We start from the raw sequence: 22,795 nt of genomic DNA, 5'->3' as shown, positions 1-22,795 counted from the left end.
TCTCCGATTAAGATAATGAAATTAAATGTTTAAGTGCAAATAAACGATCTCGCCACATGCGTTTTTGTTTTTTAAACTCATAAGATAACTGACGATTTTCCTTTTGCTTACGAGTAATTCCCTGTGATGCAACTGTTCCCAGAATATCACTATCCAAGCCTGCTGGTCGTACTAAAGCTGGCCACACGCCCAATCCTTTACCATTTTTACTTAACCATGTCTGAAAGAATATATCTACAGGTAAATAAATACTATATGCTGCTTTAATGAATTGTTCAGCACCTTTTCTCGACCAAATCAACCCTAAGCCTCTAATTGGAAAATAATAGGCATGCCATAGTGAATATTGATCAAACTGGATAATGTCTTTAGCAAATTTTTTCTTTTTTGCAGCAATATTCATCAAATACCAGTCTATTTTAGGATGCTGATCCAAATAATCAAATATTTGATCAATTGTCTGTTTAAAATTATCACCAATCTTCATATCATCTTCTAAAACAATGAGATAATCTGCATCTGATTTTAGGAATTTTTCCACACATCCATAATGGCTAAGATAACAGCCAATTTCAGAATTTAATAAACTACGCCCTAATAATAATTGTGCTTGCTGATCATTATAATGTTCAAATTCAGAAAGCATCTTACCTCGACCATCATAAGCAGAAAATCGCTCAAAAGAGATATTTTGTCGATCCAATTGTGCTTTAGCACTATTAAAACGTTTTTCACTACCATCAAGATTAATTAAATAAGTTTGTAATTTCATAACGATTGCCCTTTTTCTGCTTCTTGTACGATAGATTTAGGCAAAAAATCAGCAAACTTTTTTACCAATACCTGTTGTAATTGCTGTCTTTGCTGAATATCAAATAAATCCAGACTTTGAATACAACCATATTTTATTTGTTCTGTCTGAATATTTTTAATAAAAATATTTATATCTTCTGTAGGTTTTAAATATGCAATTTTAATATCATTTTTTAGAATTGCCTGTTCATTCTTTATCGCCAAATGATTCATTAATCCTACAGGTAAAAATTGCTGAATGTTTCTAAATTTATATTGTATTTGTTGATCAAGGCATAATGGGTTATCCTGAAAGTATTCTTGTAATATTATTCTGTTTAAAATATGAGGTCGATGATGTATTTCAAAATAACTGTTCAGATTTAGTCTATCTGCACTTAACATTTGTGCAGTTGTATATCTTGCTTCTGCTTTTTTATTAAATTTTTTTTCTAACCATTGACGATATTTATATTTTAATTTTTTACTTGTATTTTTAACCCAATGTCCATAGATAATTATTTTATTATCCTGAATAAAATCTTGATACAATGAAGGTGCATTAAAGAAAAAATCATCATTCAAATAAATAAATTGATCACTTAATTCATTAATATTCCATAACATCGTTTCGATAGTTAATGAATTAAATGTTGGTAAAACACATTCATATCCTCTAAATAAATCAATATGGTCAATTATTTTTATTTTTTCTGGTGTACAGATGCGCTGTTCTATCAATTGCTGAAGATATTGAGGCTTTTGTTGATCTGTAATGATATATATTGTCCTGCAATATGGTACATACTTCAAAATTGAGGCAATGGCATAATAAATTTCATAATCAGATGCAAATCTGGTTGATTGCTTTGGATCTTCAGCAATCTGTTTTTCCATGTAATTTTGGCGTTTTTTGATTAATATAGGGTCATTGCCATCAACCCAGGCAATGACAATATCTACTAATTGCTGATTTTGTTGCATATTTTACTGCCAAGCCTCTTTAATCCAATCTGATGGCAGAACATAACGATACCATTTTCCGCCACCACCATGAATTGCATCGGGTGGATTAATCTCACCATGAAAAATGATAATTTTGGCATCTTTAGGTTTTTTAGGTGGCTTAATATATGCTAATGGAATTTTATGCAAGCAATGATATTTATAGCTTTTACACCATGAATCTGGCCAATAATTAAGTTTTTGTTTTTGATTAATGAACCAAGATAAATAAGCTTGCTCATGTCTAAATTTATTACGGATTTCATCAAAATGTTCACGGAAATACGGCAAAATTTCTGGGAATGCACCTAGTTTAAAGCGATAAACTGAACTATTACCAGTAATTCTCCAAGGCCGCTTCCAATCATGAATAATTAGAAATTCGCCAGGTTGCTGAAAAAAGCAATCAATATTATCTACGATTACTACATCCAAATCTAAAAATAATGCATTACCTGTTAAACCATATAAATCAGGTTCAAAAGTGGATAATTTATTCCAGCCACGTTCTGGTGCACCTTCTGGTAAATCCAATGGTGGAATAGGAAGACATTGTACATTTGCATCAATACCTTCTGTACGATCTGTGAGACAGACCATTTTAAAAGGCAAAGTCAAATGACGACTCGCCATGTTATATAGGCGATTGACATATTCCGGACTATATTTGGTACCCCACTTCATACACAGAATAATATTTTGTTCTGTCTGTGCTTGTTGTGTCTGGGTGTGCTGATTTTGCATGTCCAATCCTGGAATAATACGAATATGAAAAATGTATGCTGTGTATTGATTATATTAGCATACAGATGATCAGGTAAATATAAATAAGCAAAATGAATAGGTATAAAAAAAGTGAAACTTTACAGTTTCACTTTAATTTAAAAGCAGAAAAACAATTTATTTTACATAAGTCAACCAATGCGCATACTTGTCATTTTTGCCTTGTACTGCATCAAAGAATGTTTTTTGGATCTGTGTGGTGATTGGACCACGGCAACCTTCACCAATTTGGCGATCATCATATTCACGAATTGGGGTAACTTCTGCTGCTGTTCCAGTGAAGAATGCTTCATCTGCGATATAGAATTCATCACGAGTAATACGGCGTTCAATAACTTCAATACCCAAGTCATTAGCAATAGTAATAATAGTTTGACGGGTAATCCCATCCAGCGCACCACCAGCAAGATCTGGCGTATGTAGCTTGCCATCTTTAACCAGAAATACGTTTTCGCCGGAACCCTGACAAACAAACCCCTGTGGATCCATCAGCATTGCTTCATCATAGCCAGAAGTAACAACTTCCTGATGTGCAAGAATAGATACAGTATAGTTACCACAAGCTTTTGCTTTACACATGGTCACATTTGGATGATGATGGGTAAATGATGATGTTTTGACACGAATACCTGCGGCCATTGCTTCTTCACCCAAATAAGCACCCCAAGCCCATGCGGCAACTGCGGCATGAATGGTATTATCTGTTGCTGCAATCCCTAATTTTTCGGAACCAATCCAGATCAATGGACGCAAGTAGCATGATGCTAGTTTATTTTCACGCACGACATCAATTTGTGCCTGTTCCAAGGTTGCTTGATCAAAAGGGACTTTCATTTGATAAATTTTGGCAGAATTCAACAAACGTTTTGTATGATCCTGCAACCGGAAAATTGCTGTGCCTTTCGGTGTTTCGTACGCACGAACGCCTTCAAAGACGCCCATACTATAATGTAGTGTATGGGTCAAGACGTGGATTTTTGCATCACGCCAATCAATTAACTTTCCATCTTGCCAAATAAAACCATCACGATCAGCCAAATTCATGGCACATACTCCAAAATTTTTACAATTACTATTTTCTGTAATTCTGTTTAAATCCCTTTATGAAATGAGGGAAATAAAGCAGCTCTCAATAAAATTACAAAAAAATTATTTACCACCCAATACAACATTCGCATTAGGATCAATCAGTCTTTGCCATAACTTGTAAACGACTTCACGGGTATCTTGCCAGTCCGCAGCATTGACTTGCAAAGATTGATTTGCAAGTGCCAAACGGTGACTTTCAGCTCGTTCACGTAGATAAGCTTGCGTTAATGCTGTGGCATCATTGCTTGGTAAGCAACCTGCTTTCGCAGCATCCTCCAGTATTCGCACATTATCAGAGTAGTGGGCGAGATCAGGATTCGTCCCACTCCATGCAAGTACTGCATACTGTGCCATAAATTCAATATCAACGATACCACCTGTATCATGTTTTAGATGAAAAACCCCATGTTTTTTTTGCTCAGCAGACGAGCCAAGATGATCTTTCATTTTTTGACGCATGTTTAATACTTCTGCACGAACTTCATTTTCATTTCGTTTTTGCGTCAAAATACGACAGCGCAATTGTTCAAATGCTTGACAGAGTGCTGTATCACCTGCAATTGATCTCGCACGGACTAAAGCCTGATGTTCCCATAACCATGCGTTTTGTAGTTGATAATGTTCAAAAGCCCTCAGACTGCAGACCAATAATCCCGCATCTCCATTCGGACGCAAGCGTGTATCCACGTCATAAACCCTGCCATCAAGGGTTTGTGTGGTCATCAGGGACATAAATTTCTGTGCCACTCGCATGGCAAATTCAAGACCAGAAATGGATTTTTTACCATCAGTTTCTGTTTGTTCCTGATATTGATGAATAAATACCAGATCCAAATCTGAACCATACCCTAGCTCTATACCACCGACTTTACCATAACCAATCACGGTAAAATCCAGTTGATCCAGACTACAACGTTCGCCCTGCATATTGACTGGATAACCATGACGCTGAGCAACCATTTGATACGACAAATGTAGTGCAGCTTTTACTGTGATTTCGGCAATATCCGTCAAAACATCCGATACACGCATTAATGGACTTTCCGCCAGTACATCACTGGCAGCAACTGCAAGCACATTGGATTTTTTAAATAATCTTAGTACACGCATAATGTCTTCTACATCATCTGATGTTAATCTAAGTAATTGTTGTCTTAATGCATTTTCCAGATCTGAACGATGGGGCAATTCAAAATCCATAGACAAAAATTCATCCAGTAATACAGGATAATGTGCCAGTTCCTCACAAATCCAGGGACTCACTTCAGCCATTTTCACCAATCGTTGTAAAGCACCACGACTTTCCATCAACATCACGATATAAACACTACGACGCAGGATAGATTCAATAAGTGGCAATAAGCGCATCAATGCTGTTTGTGGTTGTTGTGCATTTAATATTGCTTTAATTAAATGTGGCCAGAATTGTTTTAACCGTTTTAATGCGGTACTAGGTAAACGTTGAACTGCATTACTTTGCCAAAATTGCTCAACATGCTGATAAGCTTGTGCATCTAGATAATTTTTTAAATCTTCGTTATCAAGAGAATCATCAGGTTGATCAACCTCCTGAATTCGTTCCTGAATCAAATGACTAAAATAAAAACTAACTTTTTCTCGCCTCTGATTTAATTGTGTAATAAATTCATCCCAACTGGCAAAATTCAATGCATAAATCAGCCGTTGTCTTAATTGTTCGTCTATAGGTAAATTCTGGGTTTGTTGATCCTGTAAAGCCTGAATCGCATGCTCTACCCTGCGTAAAAACAAATAAGCATCTTTAAGCTCCTCATAAGCTTGCATACTAATCAACTGATCATTCATCAAATGCTGCATGGCAACCAGACATTGACGATCCTGTAATTCCAGTTTGGATCCACCGTACAAAAGTTGAAAAACCTGTACAATAAATTCAATTTCCCGAATCCCACCAGCACCAAGTTTGACATCATCATCAATTTGTCGGCGTGCCACTTCTTTTTCGATCATAGATTTCATTTCACGCATGGCAGCAAATGCGGTGTAGTCAACATATTTACGAAATACAAATGGCCGAGACATACGAATCAAATCCTGCCCCACCTCACCACCAGTAATCGCCCGTGCCTTAATCCATGCATAACGTTCCCATTCTCGCCCATGCTGTATCAGGTATTTTTCCAATGCAGCATGACTCATCGCTAATGCACTACCATTCCCCCATGGCCGCAAACGCATATCCACTCGAAATACAAAACCATCTGCAGTGATATGATCAAGTAAATAAATAATCTTTTGCCCCCACAAAATGCAGAATTGCTGGACATCAATACATTTACGTCCATTACTTTCCCCATTTTCATCAAAGCTAAAAATCAAATCAATATCGCTTGAAAGATTGAGTTCCTGAGCGCCATGTTTTCCCATGGCAAGCACAATTAAATCCTGAACCTGACCATTTTCTCCAATAGGTTCGCCATGTTTTTTAACCAATGCAGGACGTGCAAAATCCTTAGCAGCAATCACACATGCATCAGCAAAATCAGAAAGTTCGCGGGTAAGCTGTGGTACATCAGTTAATGCATTACAATCTTGCCAGATCCAGCGTAGCATCAATCTGGCACGAAGCTTACGCAAAGCCTGCATCCAGATAGCTTCATCTTGAATACCCTGTAGGCTTTGATCTACTTTCTGGAATATTTGTTGAGTGCTAAGACATGTTAAAAATTGATCTTGTGCATAGTCCTGTTGCCAAATTCCATCCTGATTTTGCATCACCTGACCAGCGTATAAACTACAAAATTGCACTCGTCTCGCGGAAGAGCTTTCCTCATGTTGTTGATTCATGTATTCATACATCCGGCATCCTATTCTTTTGATCATTCCGTAATTTACAGACTGGCGCAACTATCCATGAATACAAATTTGATTTATTGTTTATTTTTTCCACAAAAAAGCCCTATTCTAAAATAGGGCTGTATTAAGCAGATAGTAAGTGATAGACGTATTTCGCTAATCAATACTCACTTATCTCTATTGTTTTACTAATTTCACGACTTTTTGTACAGTCAATTCATTGGTTGGGCGAACATTTTTCATCATTTTTTGATAATTATTAATTTGTTGATAAATATCATTTAATTCAAGATCTGCCTGTGCCAGAGTTTGTGCCAGTCTTTTCATGCGATATTTCAGATGAGAAGGTAAACGTTTTCCCAAATGTGCTACCAATCCATGTTCAATTTCAGCATAAGTATGCTCCAGCGAAGTTTTAACCTGAATCTCGAAGCGCAATCCTTTATACATGGCATATTCTGGTAAAATTGTCCGAGTTTCACCAAGTTCGCAAATAAAATGAATGGACGGATAATTCGCCTGTACAGCCTGTTCATCATCTTGTTGTGGAATATGATATTCAATTTGCTTTTCATCAATTACCGTAAACATTTTTCTGATTAATTGACAAACCTGTTCAATGTCCTGATCAAGCAAAGTCACTACACGTAAGGCAGCTAAATCTGTCATCTGCTGTGGTTGAACATTGTCTTGAAGCAATTTCTTCAAAAAACTGTTCTTCTGCTTAAAACGATGTGGAACTGCTACATACTGGATATGTTCGGCATCCAGCGCATAAGTTAAAGTCGTTGCAACCATTGTAGAAAGCTGTTTATAACGATCCATATTCAAGTCATACCAGTCAGAATAAAAATAATCCACATTCTGATTTGAAACATTGATCGACATAGCTGCACTCATTAGACTTTAGTAGTAGATGAATTATACATAAAAATTGGTTATTTTTTAGCTATATTTAATTCATTTTGTTTATTCTGAATATTTATTAAAAAAATATTAGGTTTTTAAAAGATATATTGATTTAAATTAAAAATGATCTGCGGCAATCCTCGATGTATGCAAATTGCCATCCACCGTTTTAACCAATTCAACAATATTTCCCTGATGCTGCTGACCATCAGAACTAAAATTCAAAATAGTATCCACTTCTGCATATCTGGTTTTTTACCAAATAATTTCCGTTATCCATACCAATGTTCACCGTATGCATATTTTAAACGATAACTGCCCACAGGTAATTTTGTTTTTAATGTTTCACCCGAACGAATAAAATAACTGACTAAACAAAATAATAAAGCATGGTGCTAGGAGCGTCAGGATAAAACCACTAAAAATGGCAATTTGCACATCCAACTGCGTACAATTATTTTTAATAAAAGGTAAAGTTGAATCCATCGCGGTTGCACCACAAATCCCGATAATAGGTGCAGGGTACTTTCTTCCCAATAGATATAACAAGGCAATCGCATAGAATTCTCGAATCAAATCACAAATCAATGCAAATGTTCCAGATTCTGTACCCATGACTTTTGCAACCAATGGTCCAGATAATGAAAACCAACCAAATCCACTACCTAATACCATTAATTCAACAAATGATTTATCCAAAATAAATGTTGTTAAATATGCTGAAATAAATAAAGCAGTTATTGTCAAAAATGGAACCCGAAAATGATTGAAGGTTAATGATTGTAGTTTTATTGAAGAAAAATCTACACCAACCAATAAAATCAAAATATATAATAAAATTGTACTTAGCCATTCACCATTTATACTTTTTGATAAAACCATATACAGGATCATGCCAATAACAACCATTGCAATGGCAACCAAACACTCCAAAATTGGCTTAATGATATCAGAAAAAGCCTTCTTATCTTTTTGCTGCTGAATATCTTTTTTAAATAGAATCAAATATGTCACTATCACTAGAATAGTTGAATAAATAATTGCTTGAAATATTATTTTTGTTCCTAATTGAGGATCAAAAAGTACGGCGCCAAACTGAAAACCGATAGAAATCAAAAGTAGCCAAACTAAAATTGTAATGTAGCTGACCAAACTTTGTTTGAAACCGGAAGTTGTGAATTTTCCAATTCCCCACCCCAAGCTTAATGCAAACAGGATTGGAAAAAGTGAGAATAGTAAATAAGAAAACATATTGTATATTTCACGAACAGTATAATTTAGGTTTATTGATGCAATTTAGATATTTTTCAAAGCATTCATTATATAAAATATTAGGTTTATTGTCTGCACAATATCATGATTATTTTATAATCTTCTTAATTTATATCAAACAATAAATTTAACTATATAAAATACAACTTTTTACAATCAGGTTATTTATTCTCAATAATAATAAAAATTTTTATGTACAATATCTATAGATTTAATAAGAATCATTTCCAATATTTAAAAATTAAAATTTATTCTATTGATGCATTTAATATTCTAAAGGCGTAGTATTTATGAGCAAAACAGAGTTTATGTTTATGCTTTCACTTTTAACCTAATATTAACTAAACTTATTCCCAAAGAGATAAAAGATGATTATTGTGACTCTTACCTACAAAAAACCACTGCTAGATGTTGATGCTTTATTAGAAGATCACATTGCATTTTTGCAAAATTATTATGTACAAAAGAAATTTTTGGCTTCAGGACGCCGTGAAAATCGTGTAGGAGGTGTCATTTTAGTACTTAGCTCATCTATCGAAGAAGCACAACAAATTATAAAGAATGATCCTTTTTATATTCATGACCTTGCAGATTATGACTTTATGTGGTTTGAAGCCTCTAAATGTGCGGATGAAATTAAAGCTTTGGTATGATGTAAAAAACCGCTCAAATCAAAGAATCTGAGCGGTTACTATCGCTAATTTACTTGCAAAGATTTTGGCAAGCACACCATTAGTGTTGTAATACAGAAATATCAGCAACGCTTAAAAATAAAGCACGAAGTTGTGCCAAAAGGCGTAAACGATTGGCTTTTAATTCAGTATCATCAACCATCACCATAACATTTTCAAAGAATGCATCAATGGGCGCACGTAATGCTGCAAGTTTTGATAAGGCTTCAGTATAATTACGTGTACTCAGCAATGGCTGAACTTGCGGTGTGATTATCTGTAATTGTTGATATAACGCTTTTTCAGCATTTTCCAGTAATTGACTTTCAATGACATCACCTTCCACAACAGCTTCTTTGGCAAGAATGTTGGCAACACGTTTATTTGCCGCAGCCAGTGCTGCTGCTTCAGGTAAAGTACGGAAATAATTAACTGCGTTAACTCGCTGATCAAAATCAAGTGGTGATTTTGGTGATAAAGCCTGTACAGCTTGAATCACATCTACATCAACCCCCTGATCTTCATATTTGGCTCGATAACGTCCTTCAAGGAAGGTCACAGCATCATTACGGGTTTTATCATGATCTTTCACGACATCACCATAACCAGCTAAAGTCAGATTTACCAGCGCTTCTATGCTGATATCCAGTTTATTTTCAATGATTAGACGTAAAATGCCAATTGCCGAGCGCCGCAATGCAAATGGATCTTTAGATCCTGTTGGCGCCTGACCAATTCCAAAAATCCCAACCAAAGTCACCAAACGGTCAGCCAATGCCAAAGTGGTTCCCGTTTTGGTTTTTGGCAGATCATCTCCGGCAAATTTAGGTAAATACTGTTCACCCAATGCCTCCGCAACTTCATCATTTTCTCCTTCAAGACGGGCATAATAGGTTCCCGCAATTCCTTGAAGTTCAGGAAACTCACCAACTAATTCAGACGTGAGGTCACATTTGGACAATAATGCTGCTTTTTCTGCATCTTCAGCTTTAGCATCTGTATATTGACTTAACGCAACAGCAAGCTGAGCAACCCGTTCAGTTTTTTCCCATAATGTACCCAATTGTGCCTGAAAGACCATATTCTTTAATTTTTCGGAACGGCTTGCCAACGGTTGCTTTTGATCCTGTAGAAAGAAGAACTCTGCATCAGATAAACGCGGACGTACAACTTTCTCATTCCCTTCAATAATTTGTGTCGGATCTTTAGAGTCAATATTAGAAATGGTAATAAAATAAGGCTGTAATTTACCTTCGCCATTAACCAGACAAAAATATTTTTGATTGTCCTGCATGGTGGTAATCAAAGCTTCCTGAGGAACTGCCAGATAACGCTCTTCAAAACCAGCACGTAATGCCACCGGCCATTCTACTAATGCTGTAACCTCATCCAGTAAATCTGTTGGAACAATAGCTTGTGCATTCACCTCATCAGCAAGTTGTTGCACTTGCTCCTGAATCAGTTGCTGACGTAAGTCAAAATCTACGATTACATACGCAGCTTGTAAAGCATCCAAATAATCATCTGCATGTTTAAGTGTAATCGCTTCTGGTGCATGAAAACGATGACCAAAGGTTTGATTACCCGTTTTAAAATCTTGAATGGTCGCATCAATCACCTGATCATCTTTAAGTAACACCACCCATTGTACAGGGCGTACAAATTCGGTGCGACTTATCGCAGAACGCATTCGTTTTGCGATAGGTAAATGATCCAAGGCATTCTGTAGAATTTCTGGCAACAAAGCATCAATGCTTTGCCCTTTAATGTCCTTAAAATAGCAAATTTTTTCGACTTTACCTGCATTAAATGTTGAAACTTGCTCAACGCGAATACCCTGTCCTCGCAAGAAGCCTTGCAATGCTTTGGTTGGATTTCCTTCAGCATCATAAGCTGCTTGTAATGCAGGACCATCAAAACGTTTTTGAGTATCTGCCTGTTGACCTTCAACGTTAATAATTTCCAGTGCTAAACGGCGTGGCGCAGCGTAGGCCTCAATGGCTTCAAAGTTTAAACCTGCTGTATTCAGACCTTTTTCCACTTCACGTTTCAGCGCATCCCGTAACGTTTTCAAACTTTTCGGTGGAAGTTCTTCACAGCCGAGTTCAAATAAAACTGTATGTAATGCCATGATTATTTCTCCACTGCATTGTGAGCTTTAGCAGCATCATGTTCTGCCTGTGCTTCCAGCTGCGCCAATACTTCATCCCGTAATTGTGGTTCTGCCATTGGAAAACCCAGTTTGGCACGGGCATTCACATAACTTTGTGCAATGGCGCGTGCCAAAGTCCGTACTCGTAGAATATAACGCTGACGTTCAGTCACGGAAATTGCACCACGTGCATCCAGTAAGTTAAATGTATGTGACGCTTTTACCACTTGCTCATAAGCAGGCAAAGGCAATTCTGCTGAAATTAAACGATTGGCTTCAGATTCATGGAAATCAAAAAACTCAAATAATTTAGCAACAGGCGCCTGTTCAAAATTATACGTTGATTGTTCAACTTCATTTTGATGGAATACATCACCATAAGTCACTGTACCAAACTGACCTTTGGTCCAGACCAAGTCATAAACCGAATCAACGCCTTGTAAATACATGGCTAGACGTTCTAGACCGTAGGTAATTTCTCCCGTTACCGGATAACATTCAATACCGCCGACTTGCTGGAAATATGTGAATTGTGTCACTTCCATACCATTAAGCCAGACTTCCCAACCCAATCCCCATGCACCTAGTGTTGGTGATTCCCAGTTATCTTCAACAAATCGAATATCATGAACCAAGGTGTCTATTCCAATGGCCTTTAATGAATCTAAATAAAGCTGCTGGATATTACTTGGATTTGGTTTTAATACCACCTGAAACTGATAATAATGCTGCAATCGATTCGGGTTTTCACCATAACGACCATCTTTAGGACGGCGTGAGGGCTGTACATAAGCTGCATTCCATGTTTCAGGCCCTAATGCACGTAAGAACGTTGCAGTATGAAAGGTTCCTGCTCCCATTTCCAGATCATAGGGTTGCAACACTACACAACCTTGTTCAGCCCAGTAGTTTTGTAAGGCAAGAATTAAGCCCTGAAAAGTATCAATATGTGATATGGCGCGACTCATGTGGCATCCATTAAATTTAAGAAAAAATTGTGCTTAAGTATAAGGATTTTGCCCTAAGCTGGCAAAGGTTAGATCAGACTTTACTGTATTCGATGTAATGAAAATCAAATATTTATTTTTGATCATGACCAACATTCATTATAGTGCCCCAAACTGTTGCCAGCTTTCCCCTGTATGATACTGTGCATAGTGTTGCTTTAGCATGATTAAATTATGATGTTGATGATAAGCAAGAATAATCAATATCATAATGATTAACATATTTTTAAAGGCAAAGGAATATTGCCGAAAAGCAACAATCCCCAAACAGGCATATCCAGCGACAGCAATCGTCCAGAAATTTATGCCATAACCCAGTATTAAAATGATTAACAATACGATAAATAAAATCAATGCCAGAATTTTTGGTATTTTTGATGTAGCATGCTGAATATGGGCAATCACAAAGATCAATATTCCCAAATCATAAAAAAAGAAAAAACCACTACCACCAATCATAGCAAAATAAGCGGCATGCAGACATAGCATAAACGTGGCAAATATTAATATAAAATTCAGACTTTTTTGCCATTTTGGAGAGAGATTTATCTTTGTTAATGCTGCTAATATCATAATTCATCATCACGTATTGGTTAAATATGTAGTATTACCAGGCAAATTTAATCGATAAAAAAGGACAAACCGAAGTTTATCCTTTTACCATATACAACAGTCTGTTCCGAGCTTATTGCGCTGCCGCTACCGGTGCAGAAGCTGCTGGCACATTACCCAATAAACCTGCCGGGGTAGTGTAATGCAAGCCTAAAGTTGTACTGGTGTATTGACGGACTTGATCAAGCAATGCTGGATCTTTTGCTAAATCCTGATCATAAGAATGAATGATTTCATGTAATTTGGCATTCCATACACCTTTGGTTTGTTCTGGGAACGCTTTTTCCATCAATGACAACATAATATACGGCGAAGTTGATGCACCTGGCGAAGCACCTAACAAAGCAGTAACTGTCTTATCTTTTGACGCAAAAATTTCTGTACCAAATTGTAATTTTGCTGGTTGATCTGGAACTTTTTTGATGATCTGTACACGTTGACCACCCTGACTTAAACGCCAGTCTTTCGGATCTGCATCTGGATAATATTTTTTCAACTCAGCAAAGCGATCTTCATCCGATTGCATCACCTGACCAATCAAATATTTAACCAGATCAAGATTTTCCAGACCAATGGTTGCCATTGGTAAGATGTTGGTATTGGTGGTTGATTTTAATAAATCCAGTTGAGAACCAAATTTCAGGAATTTATTTGAATACGTTGCAAATGGACCGAACAATACATATTTTTTACCGTCAATATAACGGGTATCAATATGAGGCACAGACATCGGTGGCGCACCCAAATCAGCACGACCATAAACTTTGGCTGTATGTGCCGCAGCAATTTTTGGATTATCTGTAATCAGGAACTCACCACCTACAGGGAACCCTGCATATTGTTGCGCTTCAGGAAGGCCAGTTAATTGCAATAATTTAATCACTGCACCGCCTGCACCAATGAAGACAAAACGTGTTTTCACGTGGCTGGTTGCACCAGTCTTCAGATTTTTATAGCTGACTGTCCAAGTTTTATCCTGATTCTGGCTAATCTCTGTAACTTCACTGGATACTTCAAGTTTAAAGTTTTTATCTTTTTGCAAATGGTTCACAAGCTGTGTTGTAATTGAACCGTAGTTCACATCAGAACCAACATCCATACGTGTCGCAGCAACTTTTTGTTGTGGATCACGATTCTGCATCACTAGTGGCGCCCACTGCTTAATCACATTTGGATCTTCAGACATGATCATGCCCTTAAATAATGGGCTTTGTGTCATGGCTGCATAACGTTTTTCAAGAAATTGCACATTATCGCCCCAAACAAAGGCAATATGTGGTACAGGATTAATAAAGGTTTTTGGATCACCTAAAACACCCTGGTTTACCTGATAGGCCCAGAATTGTTTTGCAACTTCAAACTGTTTTGCAATATTCTCAGCTTTGGAAACATCCATTTTACCGTTTTTTTCTTCGGTATAATTCATTTCCATAAATCCAGAGTGACCTGTTCCGGCATTATTAAAGCCATTGGAACTTTCCTGTGCAACTTTATCCAGACGTTCATACATCCGGATTTGCCAGTTTGGCTCTAATTCATTGAGATAGGTACCTAAAGTTGCACTCATGATACCGCCACCGACTAGAACCACATCCACAACGGGTTCGTTATCTTGCGTTTGTACTTGTTTTGAAGCTACTGGTCGAAACAGAAACACAATCAATGCGATCAGCAATAGCACGATCAGTACTAAAATGTACTTTAAAAACTTTTTCATTCAATTTACCTTAAATTAAATGCCCTCTGAGAAAGAGAAAGAGGGAAATCCATAGAAAAGTTGATTTGTATATGTTCAGAATTTGGATTAATTCGATAATACTCAACATATACATACATGCTACTTTAGTATAACAATTTCCCAAGAAAATATATAGAAGAAATAATTTGAAGAAAATCACAGCAACAATTAATTAAATCATTGAAATATAACAAATCACTATTTTTTTGATTATTTATTTTTTTAATAGTAGTAAAAAATTAAATTATATTTCCACACAAAAACCCTTATTTAAAATATGGATTTCTATGTGGAATATATAAACCTTTATGATTTGGATAAATTTTTAAGTAAGATTAATTACCTTTTATTTCAATTTTAAGATAATGAAATATAATGGATTTTATAAACACACAAACTAAGATTGAAAACGTTTCTTAGATGAAAAATAACTGTAGAAGAAAATACACAAACCTACTGCATATAAAATTACAGAAAGAATTAATAACGATAATCCTGCCGCATAAAGTAACCATGTTGCATATATTGTTGCAACAAGTGCAATGAATACATGACGATAATGGCGTTTTTTAGTCGATTCTTTCAAATAAAAAGCAGAAACTAGAAAATAAGGCAGTAAAATCATGACAGATGAGATCAATAATAATTGCGTGTAGTTTTTATTGAAAAAATAAACTGCAATCAGAGAACCTTGTACCACAATTGATGTCAGCCATAATGAAGAAATCGGAACATTGTTTTGATTAGTTCTTGAAAAAATTTCTGGAAAAGCAGCATTTTTTGCAGCAAGAAAAGGAATTTCAGTTGCATATAATGTCCAGCTTAGATATGAAGAAGCCACTGAAATAATCAGACCAACAGTAATAATGATGGTTCCGGGTAAACCAATTAACTGCGTTAAAATCGTTGCCATCGATGGATTATGCATTGCTGCGATATCCGCACGACTACTAACACCATAAGATAAAACCGTCACCAGCACATAAAATGTCAATGCCAGTAATACTCCCAATACTGTTGCTTTACCAATGTCATAACGATCTTTAGCTCTTGAGGATAAAACCACTGCCCCTTCAATCCCTGTAAATACCCATAAAGTAATCAGCATCAGGTCTTTTACTTGCTGCCATAAAGGTACCTGTAATGAAAAATCAAATAAATTACGCTGAAAAACTTCCAGCTTAAACGCCAGCAGTGTACATACAATAAAAATAACAATTGGAACAATTTTGGCAATGGTTGCCAATAAGTTCACAATCGCAGCTTCCCGAATACCACGACTAACCAGAATATGAATTAGCCAGACAAAAATTGAGGAGCCAATTAAAGCATAGATGGTATTTCCTTCACCAAAGATCACCCGATCTGGGCGATCCACAAACATCCCCAATCCAGAAAAGACAATCACAACATAGCCAACGATCCCGATGGTGGTACATAACCAATATCCCCATGCAGAACAAAAGCCAATCATTTCGCCAAAGCCTTCTCTGGCATAGTTATAAATCCCACCATCAAGTTCTGGATATTGTCGGGATAAATATAATAATGAGAAAGCCAAAAACAAAATACCTACACCGGTAATTAACCATGCAATTAACAGTGCAGAACCATTAGCTACAGCCGCCATATTTTGTGGCAAACTAAACACACCCGAACCCACCATGGAGCTAAACACCAGAGCGGTCAGGGAAAATAATCCAATTTTACTGGTTGACATAAATTTTATTCTTTAAAAAATTTTGATAATTCGCCAATATGAGCAGGTGTAATACCGCAACATCCGCCAATCAATGTGGCACCGGCCTGTTGCCATTGTTGGGCAAAATATAGGTAAGCTTGAGGATCAAGATCCTGACGAACTTCATCAAGCCCATCATTGGCTGTCGCATTTTCATCCTGAGGAGGAAAGGCATTGGCATAGGCACCAATAATAATTTCAGGTAATAATTGTCGAATTTCCTGAACAGCTTTTAAAATCACTTCCGGTTGACAGCAGTTAAATAACACCGCTTTAGCATGTAGACGTTTTAAAACGTCTGCAACTTGCTCAAGATTTTCACCAGAACGTAAATGGGCACGTTCTTGTTGAATATCATCTTGTAATGTAAAGGATACCCAATAATCTTTATCATCCTTGGGCAATAATTGATGCACCATTTCCACTTCTTTCAAACATGATTGCGTTTCTGCTAACCAGAAATCAACTTGTCCATTTAATGTATCAATAATAGGTTGCGCAATTTCTGCGACATGTTCAGGTTCAAATAAATCAGCACGATAAGAACCAAATAATGGAGGTAAGCATCCGGCAATTTTTACGTCTTTACCGCTTTCCTGTACAGCCAGCTTGGCTTGATCAATAGCAACCTGTACCAATTCACGAGCCTGCGTGGCAAAACGTTCCTGACCAATATGAAAAGGTACGACTGCATAGTTATTGGTAGTAATGACTTCTGAGCCTGAACGGATAAAATCCAGATGGACTTCTTTAACAATTTCCGGCGCTTCCCATAATGCCAATGCTGACCATTCAGGTTGTTTAAATGGCGCACCACGTCGAGCAAGTTCACGGCCAACACCGCCATCCAGAATTTTTATCATAACAGCATATCTCTAAACACAATAAAATTGGCTAAGTATACTCAAAAGCTGAATATGAGAATAATTCTGATTTTATGGATTTATTATGTATAAAACAGATATAATTTTTTTATTGATTTAAATCAATTATTTAAAAAACAAAAAACGCAGCTAATGATAAGCTGCGTTTTTTTATTTGCAGAAATATCAACCAAGAGCAGCTACAACTGCTTTACCCATTTCAACTGTACCTACTTTGGTCATACCATCAGAAAGGATATCAGCAGTACGAATGCCTTGATCCAGCACTTTACCTACTGCATCTTCAATCGCTTTTGCAGCAGTTTCCTCACGGAAGGTATAACGCAACATCATGGCAACAGATAGAATGGTTGCTAATGGATTGGCAATATTTTGTCCTGCAATATCAGGCGCCGACCCATGACATGGTTCATACATTCCCTTGCCATTTTCGTCCAGTGATGCAGAAGGCAACATGCCAATTGAGCCAGTTAACATTGCTGCTTCATCAGATAGAATATCACCGAATAAGTTACCAGTGACAATAACATCAAACTGCTTTGGCGCACGTACAAGCTGCATTGCAGCATTATCCACATATAAATGCGACAATTGAATTTCTGGATACTCGGCATCTTTTAAGGCTGTTACGGTTTGTTTCCAAAGTTCCGTCACTTCCAATACATTGGCTTTATCAACCGAACATACTTTACCACCACGCAATCCTGCCAATTCAAAGGCAACTTTGGCAATGCGCTTAATTTCTGACTCTGCATAGACGTCAGTGTTATAACCTTGTTTTTCGCCATTTTCCAGCTCACGGATACCTCGTGGCTGACCAAAATAAATTCCACCAGTCAACTCACGCACAATCAAAATATCAAGACCAGACACTATTTCAGGTTTTAAGCTGGAAGCATCAGCCAATTGAGGATAAAGAATTGCGGGGCGCAAGTTTGCAAATAGGTTCAATTCACTACGAATTTTTAGTAATCCACGTTCTGGACGAATTGAACGTTCGATACTGTCCCATTTGGGCCCACCAACAGCACCCAGTAGAATTGCATCGGCTTTTTGCGCCTGTTCACTGGTGATCTGTGGATACGGTTCGCCATGAGCATCTATTGCTGCACCACCAAGTAATCCATGTTCCCATGTCAATCCCAATTGATATTGGTCATTCACAACACGTAATACTTTTTCTGCTGCTGCTACGATCTCTGGGCCAATCCCATCACCGTCTAAAATTAAAATATGTTTTGACATTTATTTCGTCCATTATCGCAATTTATTACACACATTAAACTTTTTGTTCTACAAATTCGCCCATGCCAGTCATTGCATCAAATGGTCGGCAAAAACGACGTAAGACCACATCATTTTGTAGTAAATCTACACAAAGTGGGCCGGGAATAGCCACATTCAGTAAAGATCGATTACCTTGAATTTTTTGTCGATACATTGCCAACTTATAGGTTTGTCCTGCCATAAACTTATGGATTAAATGAAAGGATTCCATACGCTCATTGGTCACAGGATAAAAACGTACAACTACTTCATGCTCACCTGGTATAAGAGATAATCCATATTGATGGTGTCTGGAAAATAATGAGCCTTCTAATCGCAATAAACCACGTTCAATGGCATCTTTAGTTGGCCAATGGGTATTTTCATTGATCACCAGTACATCATCAACACGTGCAAACTCACATGCAATTGAGGATGCACAGGATAAATAAGTTGTTTCCAGATTTGTAGCTGAACGAGGTTGTAGAAGCTTATAACTATTCACTACCTGTTGAGTACTTTGACAACCCGCCATCAAGCTCATCAAGCCCAGCATGAATGCAGTGAAGTATGCGACACGCATCATTTGTATCCTACTCTTATGTAGTATGATCATGAAAAGAAAATAAAGCTCATCTTAACAAGATGCCTAACGGATAGCTATGCCTGTCGCTGGGCAATTACAAATTATTCGCCAGAAAGTTCCTTAAATACCCATGGACGATCCTGTTTTGCCTGTGTCTCAAAAGTACGGATCGCATCAGCATCCTGTAAGGTTAAGCCAATATCATCTAATCCATTCAGCAAACAATGCTTTCTAAATGGATCAACTTCAAAACTAAAGGTTTGTCCGGATGGTGTACGTACTTCCTGTGCTGCCAAGTCAACAGTCAATTGATAGCCTTCATTTGCCACACACTCTTTAAATAACTGATCAACTTCTGCTTCAGTTAAAATTACTGGCAGCATGCCATTTTTAAAACTGTTGTTAAAGAAAATATCTGCATAACTTGGTGCAATCACTGTACGGAAACCATATTCACTTAATGCCCACGGTGCATGTTCACGGCTGGAACCACAACCAAAATTGCTACGTGCCAATAAAATTGTAGAACCTTGATAACGTGCCTGATTAAGGACAAAATCAGGATTCTTAGGACGTTGTGCAATATCCTGCCCTAAATATCCTTCATCCAGATAACGTAACTCATCAAATAAATTATCACCAAAACCAGTACGTTTAATCGATTTTAAAAACTGCTTTGGAATGATTAAATCAGTATCGACATTCGCACGATCTAATGGTGCAACAATACCTTGTTCTACTGTATATGCTTTCATGGTTTTGCCCTCTTAGAATGTTCGTACGTCAACAAAATGACCTGCGATTGCCGCTGCGGCAGCCATTGCAGGACTGACCAAATGGGTACGTCCGCCATTGCCCTGACGTCCCTCAAAGTTACGGTTTGAGGTTGATGCGCAATGCTCACCTGGTTGTAATTTATCGGCATTCATCGCCAAACACATTGAGCAACCTGGTTCACGCCATTCAAAACCAGCTTCTACAAATACTTTATCCAAACCTTCCTGCTCTGCCTGTTGCTTAACCAAACCAGATCCAGGAACAACCATAGCCTGTTTAATGCTATTCGCGACTTTACGCCCTTTAATCACTTCTGCTGCAGCACGAATGTCTTCAATACGAGAGTTTGTACATGAACCAATAAATACACGATCAAGTTGAATATCTACCAATGCTTGCCCTGCATTCAAGCCCATGTATTGATAAGCGCGCGTCCAGTCATTACGCTGTACATCATCCTTGGCCTGTTCCAAACTTGGTACAGCCTGAGAAACTGGAATAACCATTTCAGGTGAAGTTCCCCAGGAAACTTGTGGCTCAATTTCCGCTCCTTGCAATACGACCACAGTATCAAAGACTGCATCATCATCTGAATGCAAGGTATTCCAGTAGGCAACTGCTTTATCCCAATTTTCACCCGTAGGTGCATAAGGACGATTTTTCACGTACTCAATAGTTTTTTCATCGACAGCAACCATTCCTACACGAGCACCTGCTTCAATTGCCATATTACAAACTGTCATGCGACCTTCAATCGACATATCACGGAAAACCTGACCACCAAATTCAATAGCATGACCTGTACCGCCAGCAGTACCGATTTTTCCAATGATTGCCAAGACTACATCTTTAGGTGTTACCCCATTGCCAAGCGTACCGTCTACACGCACCAGCATATTTTTCATTTTCTTTTGCACTAAACATTGTGTTGCCAAGACATGTTCAACTTCAGATGTACCAATTCCGTGTGCCAAACAACCGAATGCGCCATGAGTTGCGGTATGTGAATCTCCACAAACAACAGTCATTCCCGGCAAAGTTAAGCCTTGTTCTGGCCCAACCACATGAGCAATACCCTGACGAATATCATTAATACCAAATTCGACAATGTTGAATGTCTTACAGTTGTCATCCAATGTTTGCACTTGAATACGAGAGGTATTATCTTCAATTCCGGCAATACCTTGTTCACGCTCTTTGGTAGATGTTGGCACGTTATGATCCGGTGTTGCCACATTGGCACTCAAACGCCATGGCTGACGCCCAGCAAGTTCAAGACCTTCAAAAGCCTGTGGTGAAGTCACTTCATGCAATAAATGACGATCAATATAAATTAAGCTGGAACCATCATCACGTTGTTTAACCAAATGATCATCCCATAACTTATCGTATAATGTTTTCGAACTTTGAGCTTTGCCTGCCATGTCGGAAATCTCCAGGGACTGGGTATATTTATTTAAGATTATGACAAGTATACGAGGTTTTAAAACATAAAACTAATTTATGATTTTTATAAATTAAAAAACTTTATGGAATAAATCAGTTTTCAGTATGTCTTTCAATCTGAACTTGCGCTACTACAACTGCTTGAAACATCACTGGATGCCGAATCTGCATGATGAGTGTCCTGATGTGAAGTGGTAGAGTGATGACTATTGTGGAAAGAGTCATCATTTAAACTATTGTTATATAATGTATTCTGTACCGTTAAATCTGATGTAGCCGTTTCTCTTGCACTAAGCTTATACAAATTACGGTATAACTCATGCATCATAACTGGACTAAAAACATTGATCTTATGCCAGTGTACAACACGATCAATATAAAACAATCTTGGTAATTGTGAGGTAAATGATGGATTAAGATGCTGTAAACGACAACTTGCTACCCATGTCCACACCAGCCGTTTTTGTTGTTCCTGTAAATCCTGTTGATCAGCACCTACAGCATGTACCTTATGTTTTAGCTCATAACCTAAAATATTGTGACAAAGCAAAACATATTGTTGGGGAAATTTCAATAAAGTGTGCCATAGCGCATCTACAGCATAAGAAGGCATGGCAAAATTTGCTTTTAACTTGACATGCAAAGCTAAAAAATCCTTAAAACCTTCCAAAATAATTTTTTGATCCTGTGTACTTGTACGAGGATAGTCCTGAGAAAATTGCCGCCAAATCACCGGATCAAGAACCAGTTGCTTAATTTTTCGAAAAGCAATCCACTTTTTGGTAAGCCCAAACCACCAAAATAACCACAGTGCCACCAATAGCATTGTAATCACATACCCATGTAATTCAAAAAAAATGCCGTACATTAATGCAAACATCAGTATATTGAGCAAAACAAATACTTTCATACTCATGCCAATCACATAACGTGGACAGTCTACGAATTGCTCTAAATTAGATCGCATGGTTATTTCTTCCGGAAAAAGAATACAGCATTATTCGAACAAGAATGTGTGCTAACCATTCAGTGTATAAAATTACAAAAAGCAATTGTAATGATTTTGTGTAATTCAATTTCTGATAAAATATACGCCATAAAAACCCCGAAATCTTCAGGCTTAATATCAGTAAAAATCAATATAAACTGAACAACTAATTTTATAAAATATTGCAACTGCTGAAAATTATTCAACAGTTAAAGCTTCTCTCTTTCTTCTAATAATAAGTC

General features: G+C 37.2%; 19 protein-coding genes. 1 reads left to right on the top strand and 18 read right to left on the bottom strand.

Annotated elements, in window-relative coordinates:
• Positions 1–7 precede the first annotated feature (7 nt).
• The 7 genes from F4V57_RS08120 to F4V57_RS08090 form a co-directional block, all read right to left on the bottom strand.
• Entirely contained in the window at positions 8–772 is a 765-nt protein-coding gene (locus F4V57_RS08120) for a glycosyltransferase family 25 protein (protein ID WP_070070374.1), read from the bottom strand.
• Entirely contained in the window at positions 769–1,776 is a 1,008-nt protein-coding gene (locus F4V57_RS08115; protein ID WP_070070375.1) for a Stealth CR1 domain-containing protein, read from the bottom strand. Before F4V57_RS08115 ends, F4V57_RS08120 begins: the two co-directional genes overlap by 4 nt.
• Positions 1,777–1,779: 3 nt before the next feature.
• Complete coding sequence (locus tag F4V57_RS08110) at positions 1,780–2,541, bottom strand: glycosyltransferase (RefSeq protein ID WP_070070376.1); 762 nt, start codon at positions 2,539–2,541, stop codon at positions 1,780–1,782.
• 156 nt (positions 2,542–2,697) lie between these two features.
• Positions 2,698–3,624, bottom strand: coding sequence for a branched-chain amino acid transaminase (locus tag F4V57_RS08105; protein ID WP_070070377.1), 927 nt, complete (start codon positions 3,622–3,624; stop codon positions 2,698–2,700).
• Between the two features lie 105 nt (positions 3,625–3,729).
• Positions 3,730–6,495 (bottom strand): bifunctional [glutamate--ammonia ligase]-adenylyl-L-tyrosine phosphorylase/[glutamate--ammonia-ligase] adenylyltransferase, encoded by a 2,766-nt coding sequence (glnE, locus tag F4V57_RS08100; RefSeq protein ID WP_070070380.1) that lies wholly within the window; start codon positions 6,493–6,495, stop codon positions 3,730–3,732.
• Positions 6,496–6,681: 186 nt separating this feature from the next.
• On the bottom strand, positions 6,682–7,392 hold the full coding sequence (locus tag F4V57_RS08095; RefSeq protein WP_070070378.1) for a GTP pyrophosphokinase: 711 nt from the start codon (positions 7,390–7,392) through the stop codon (positions 6,682–6,684).
• A 366-nt stretch (positions 7,393–7,758) separates the two neighbouring features.
• Entirely contained in the window at positions 7,759–8,664 is a 906-nt protein-coding gene (locus F4V57_RS08090; RefSeq protein ID WP_070070379.1) for a lysine exporter LysO family protein, read from the bottom strand.
• 389 nt (positions 8,665–9,053) lie between these two features.
• Here F4V57_RS08090 and F4V57_RS08085 point away from each other — a divergent pair, with 389 nt between their 5' ends.
• Positions 9,054–9,338, top strand: a complete 285-nt coding sequence (locus tag F4V57_RS08085; protein ID WP_070070610.1) for a YciI family protein — start codon at positions 9,054–9,056, stop codon at positions 9,336–9,338.
• Positions 9,339–9,417: 79 nt separating this feature from the next.
• Here the strand turns inward: F4V57_RS08085 and glyS are convergent, their stop codons facing one another.
• From glyS to F4V57_RS08030, 11 genes are all read right to left on the bottom strand, one after another.
• A complete protein-coding gene (glyS, locus tag F4V57_RS08080; protein ID WP_070070611.1) occupies positions 9,418–11,487 on the bottom strand; it encodes a glycine--tRNA ligase subunit beta in 2,070 nt (689 codons plus the stop codon).
• A gap of 2 nt (positions 11,488–11,489) precedes the next feature.
• Positions 11,490–12,476, bottom strand: coding sequence for a glycine--tRNA ligase subunit alpha (glyQ, locus tag F4V57_RS08075; protein ID WP_070070612.1), 987 nt, complete (start codon positions 12,474–12,476; stop codon positions 11,490–11,492).
• A gap of 138 nt (positions 12,477–12,614) precedes the next feature.
• Positions 12,615–13,088, bottom strand: coding sequence for a hypothetical protein (locus F4V57_RS08070; protein WP_070070613.1), 474 nt, complete (start codon positions 13,086–13,088; stop codon positions 12,615–12,617).
• Positions 13,089–13,200: 112 nt separating this feature from the next.
• Complete coding sequence (gene mqo / locus F4V57_RS08065; RefSeq protein ID WP_070070614.1) at positions 13,201–14,844, bottom strand: malate dehydrogenase (quinone); 1,644 nt, start codon at positions 14,842–14,844, stop codon at positions 13,201–13,203.
• Positions 14,845–15,262: 418 nt separating this feature from the next.
• Positions 15,263–16,585, bottom strand: a complete 1,323-nt coding sequence (locus F4V57_RS08060; protein ID WP_070070153.1) for a basic amino acid/polyamine antiporter — start codon at positions 16,583–16,585, stop codon at positions 15,263–15,265.
• Between the two features lie 5 nt (positions 16,586–16,590).
• Positions 16,591–17,466, bottom strand: coding sequence for a homocysteine S-methyltransferase family protein (locus F4V57_RS08055; protein WP_070070167.1), 876 nt, complete (start codon positions 17,464–17,466; stop codon positions 16,591–16,593).
• Positions 17,467–17,655: 189 nt separating this feature from the next.
• Positions 17,656–18,735: a 3-isopropylmalate dehydrogenase gene (gene leuB, locus F4V57_RS08050; RefSeq protein WP_070070154.1), complete on the bottom strand. Its 1,080-nt coding sequence runs from the start codon at positions 18,733–18,735 to the stop codon at positions 17,656–17,658.
• A gap of 34 nt (positions 18,736–18,769) precedes the next feature.
• Positions 18,770–19,342, bottom strand: a complete 573-nt coding sequence (locus F4V57_RS08045) for a hypothetical protein (RefSeq protein WP_070070155.1) — start codon at positions 19,340–19,342, stop codon at positions 18,770–18,772.
• 101 nt (positions 19,343–19,443) lie between these two features.
• Positions 19,444–20,097 carry a 3-isopropylmalate dehydratase small subunit gene (gene leuD, locus F4V57_RS08040; RefSeq protein ID WP_070070156.1) on the bottom strand — a complete coding sequence of 218 codons (654 nt, stop codon included), beginning with the start codon at positions 20,095–20,097 and terminating at the stop codon, positions 19,444–19,446.
• Between the two features lie 12 nt (positions 20,098–20,109).
• The gene (gene leuC, locus F4V57_RS08035) at positions 20,110–21,543 is read right to left on the bottom strand and encodes a 3-isopropylmalate dehydratase large subunit (protein WP_070070157.1); all 1,434 of its coding nucleotides are present in this window, start codon (positions 21,541–21,543) and stop codon (positions 20,110–20,112) included.
• 134 nt (positions 21,544–21,677) lie between these two features.
• The gene (locus F4V57_RS08030; RefSeq protein ID WP_141729249.1) at positions 21,678–22,532 is read right to left on the bottom strand and encodes a glycine-rich domain-containing protein; all 855 of its coding nucleotides are present in this window, start codon (positions 22,530–22,532) and stop codon (positions 21,678–21,680) included.
• Positions 22,533–22,795 lie beyond the last annotated feature (263 nt).

This window comes from Acinetobacter qingfengensis, assembly GCF_008693185.1.
GTDB classification, from domain to species: domain Bacteria; phylum Pseudomonadota; class Gammaproteobacteria; order Pseudomonadales; family Moraxellaceae; genus Acinetobacter; species Acinetobacter qingfengensis.
This window is presented reverse-complemented; position numbering and strand designations above follow the sequence as displayed.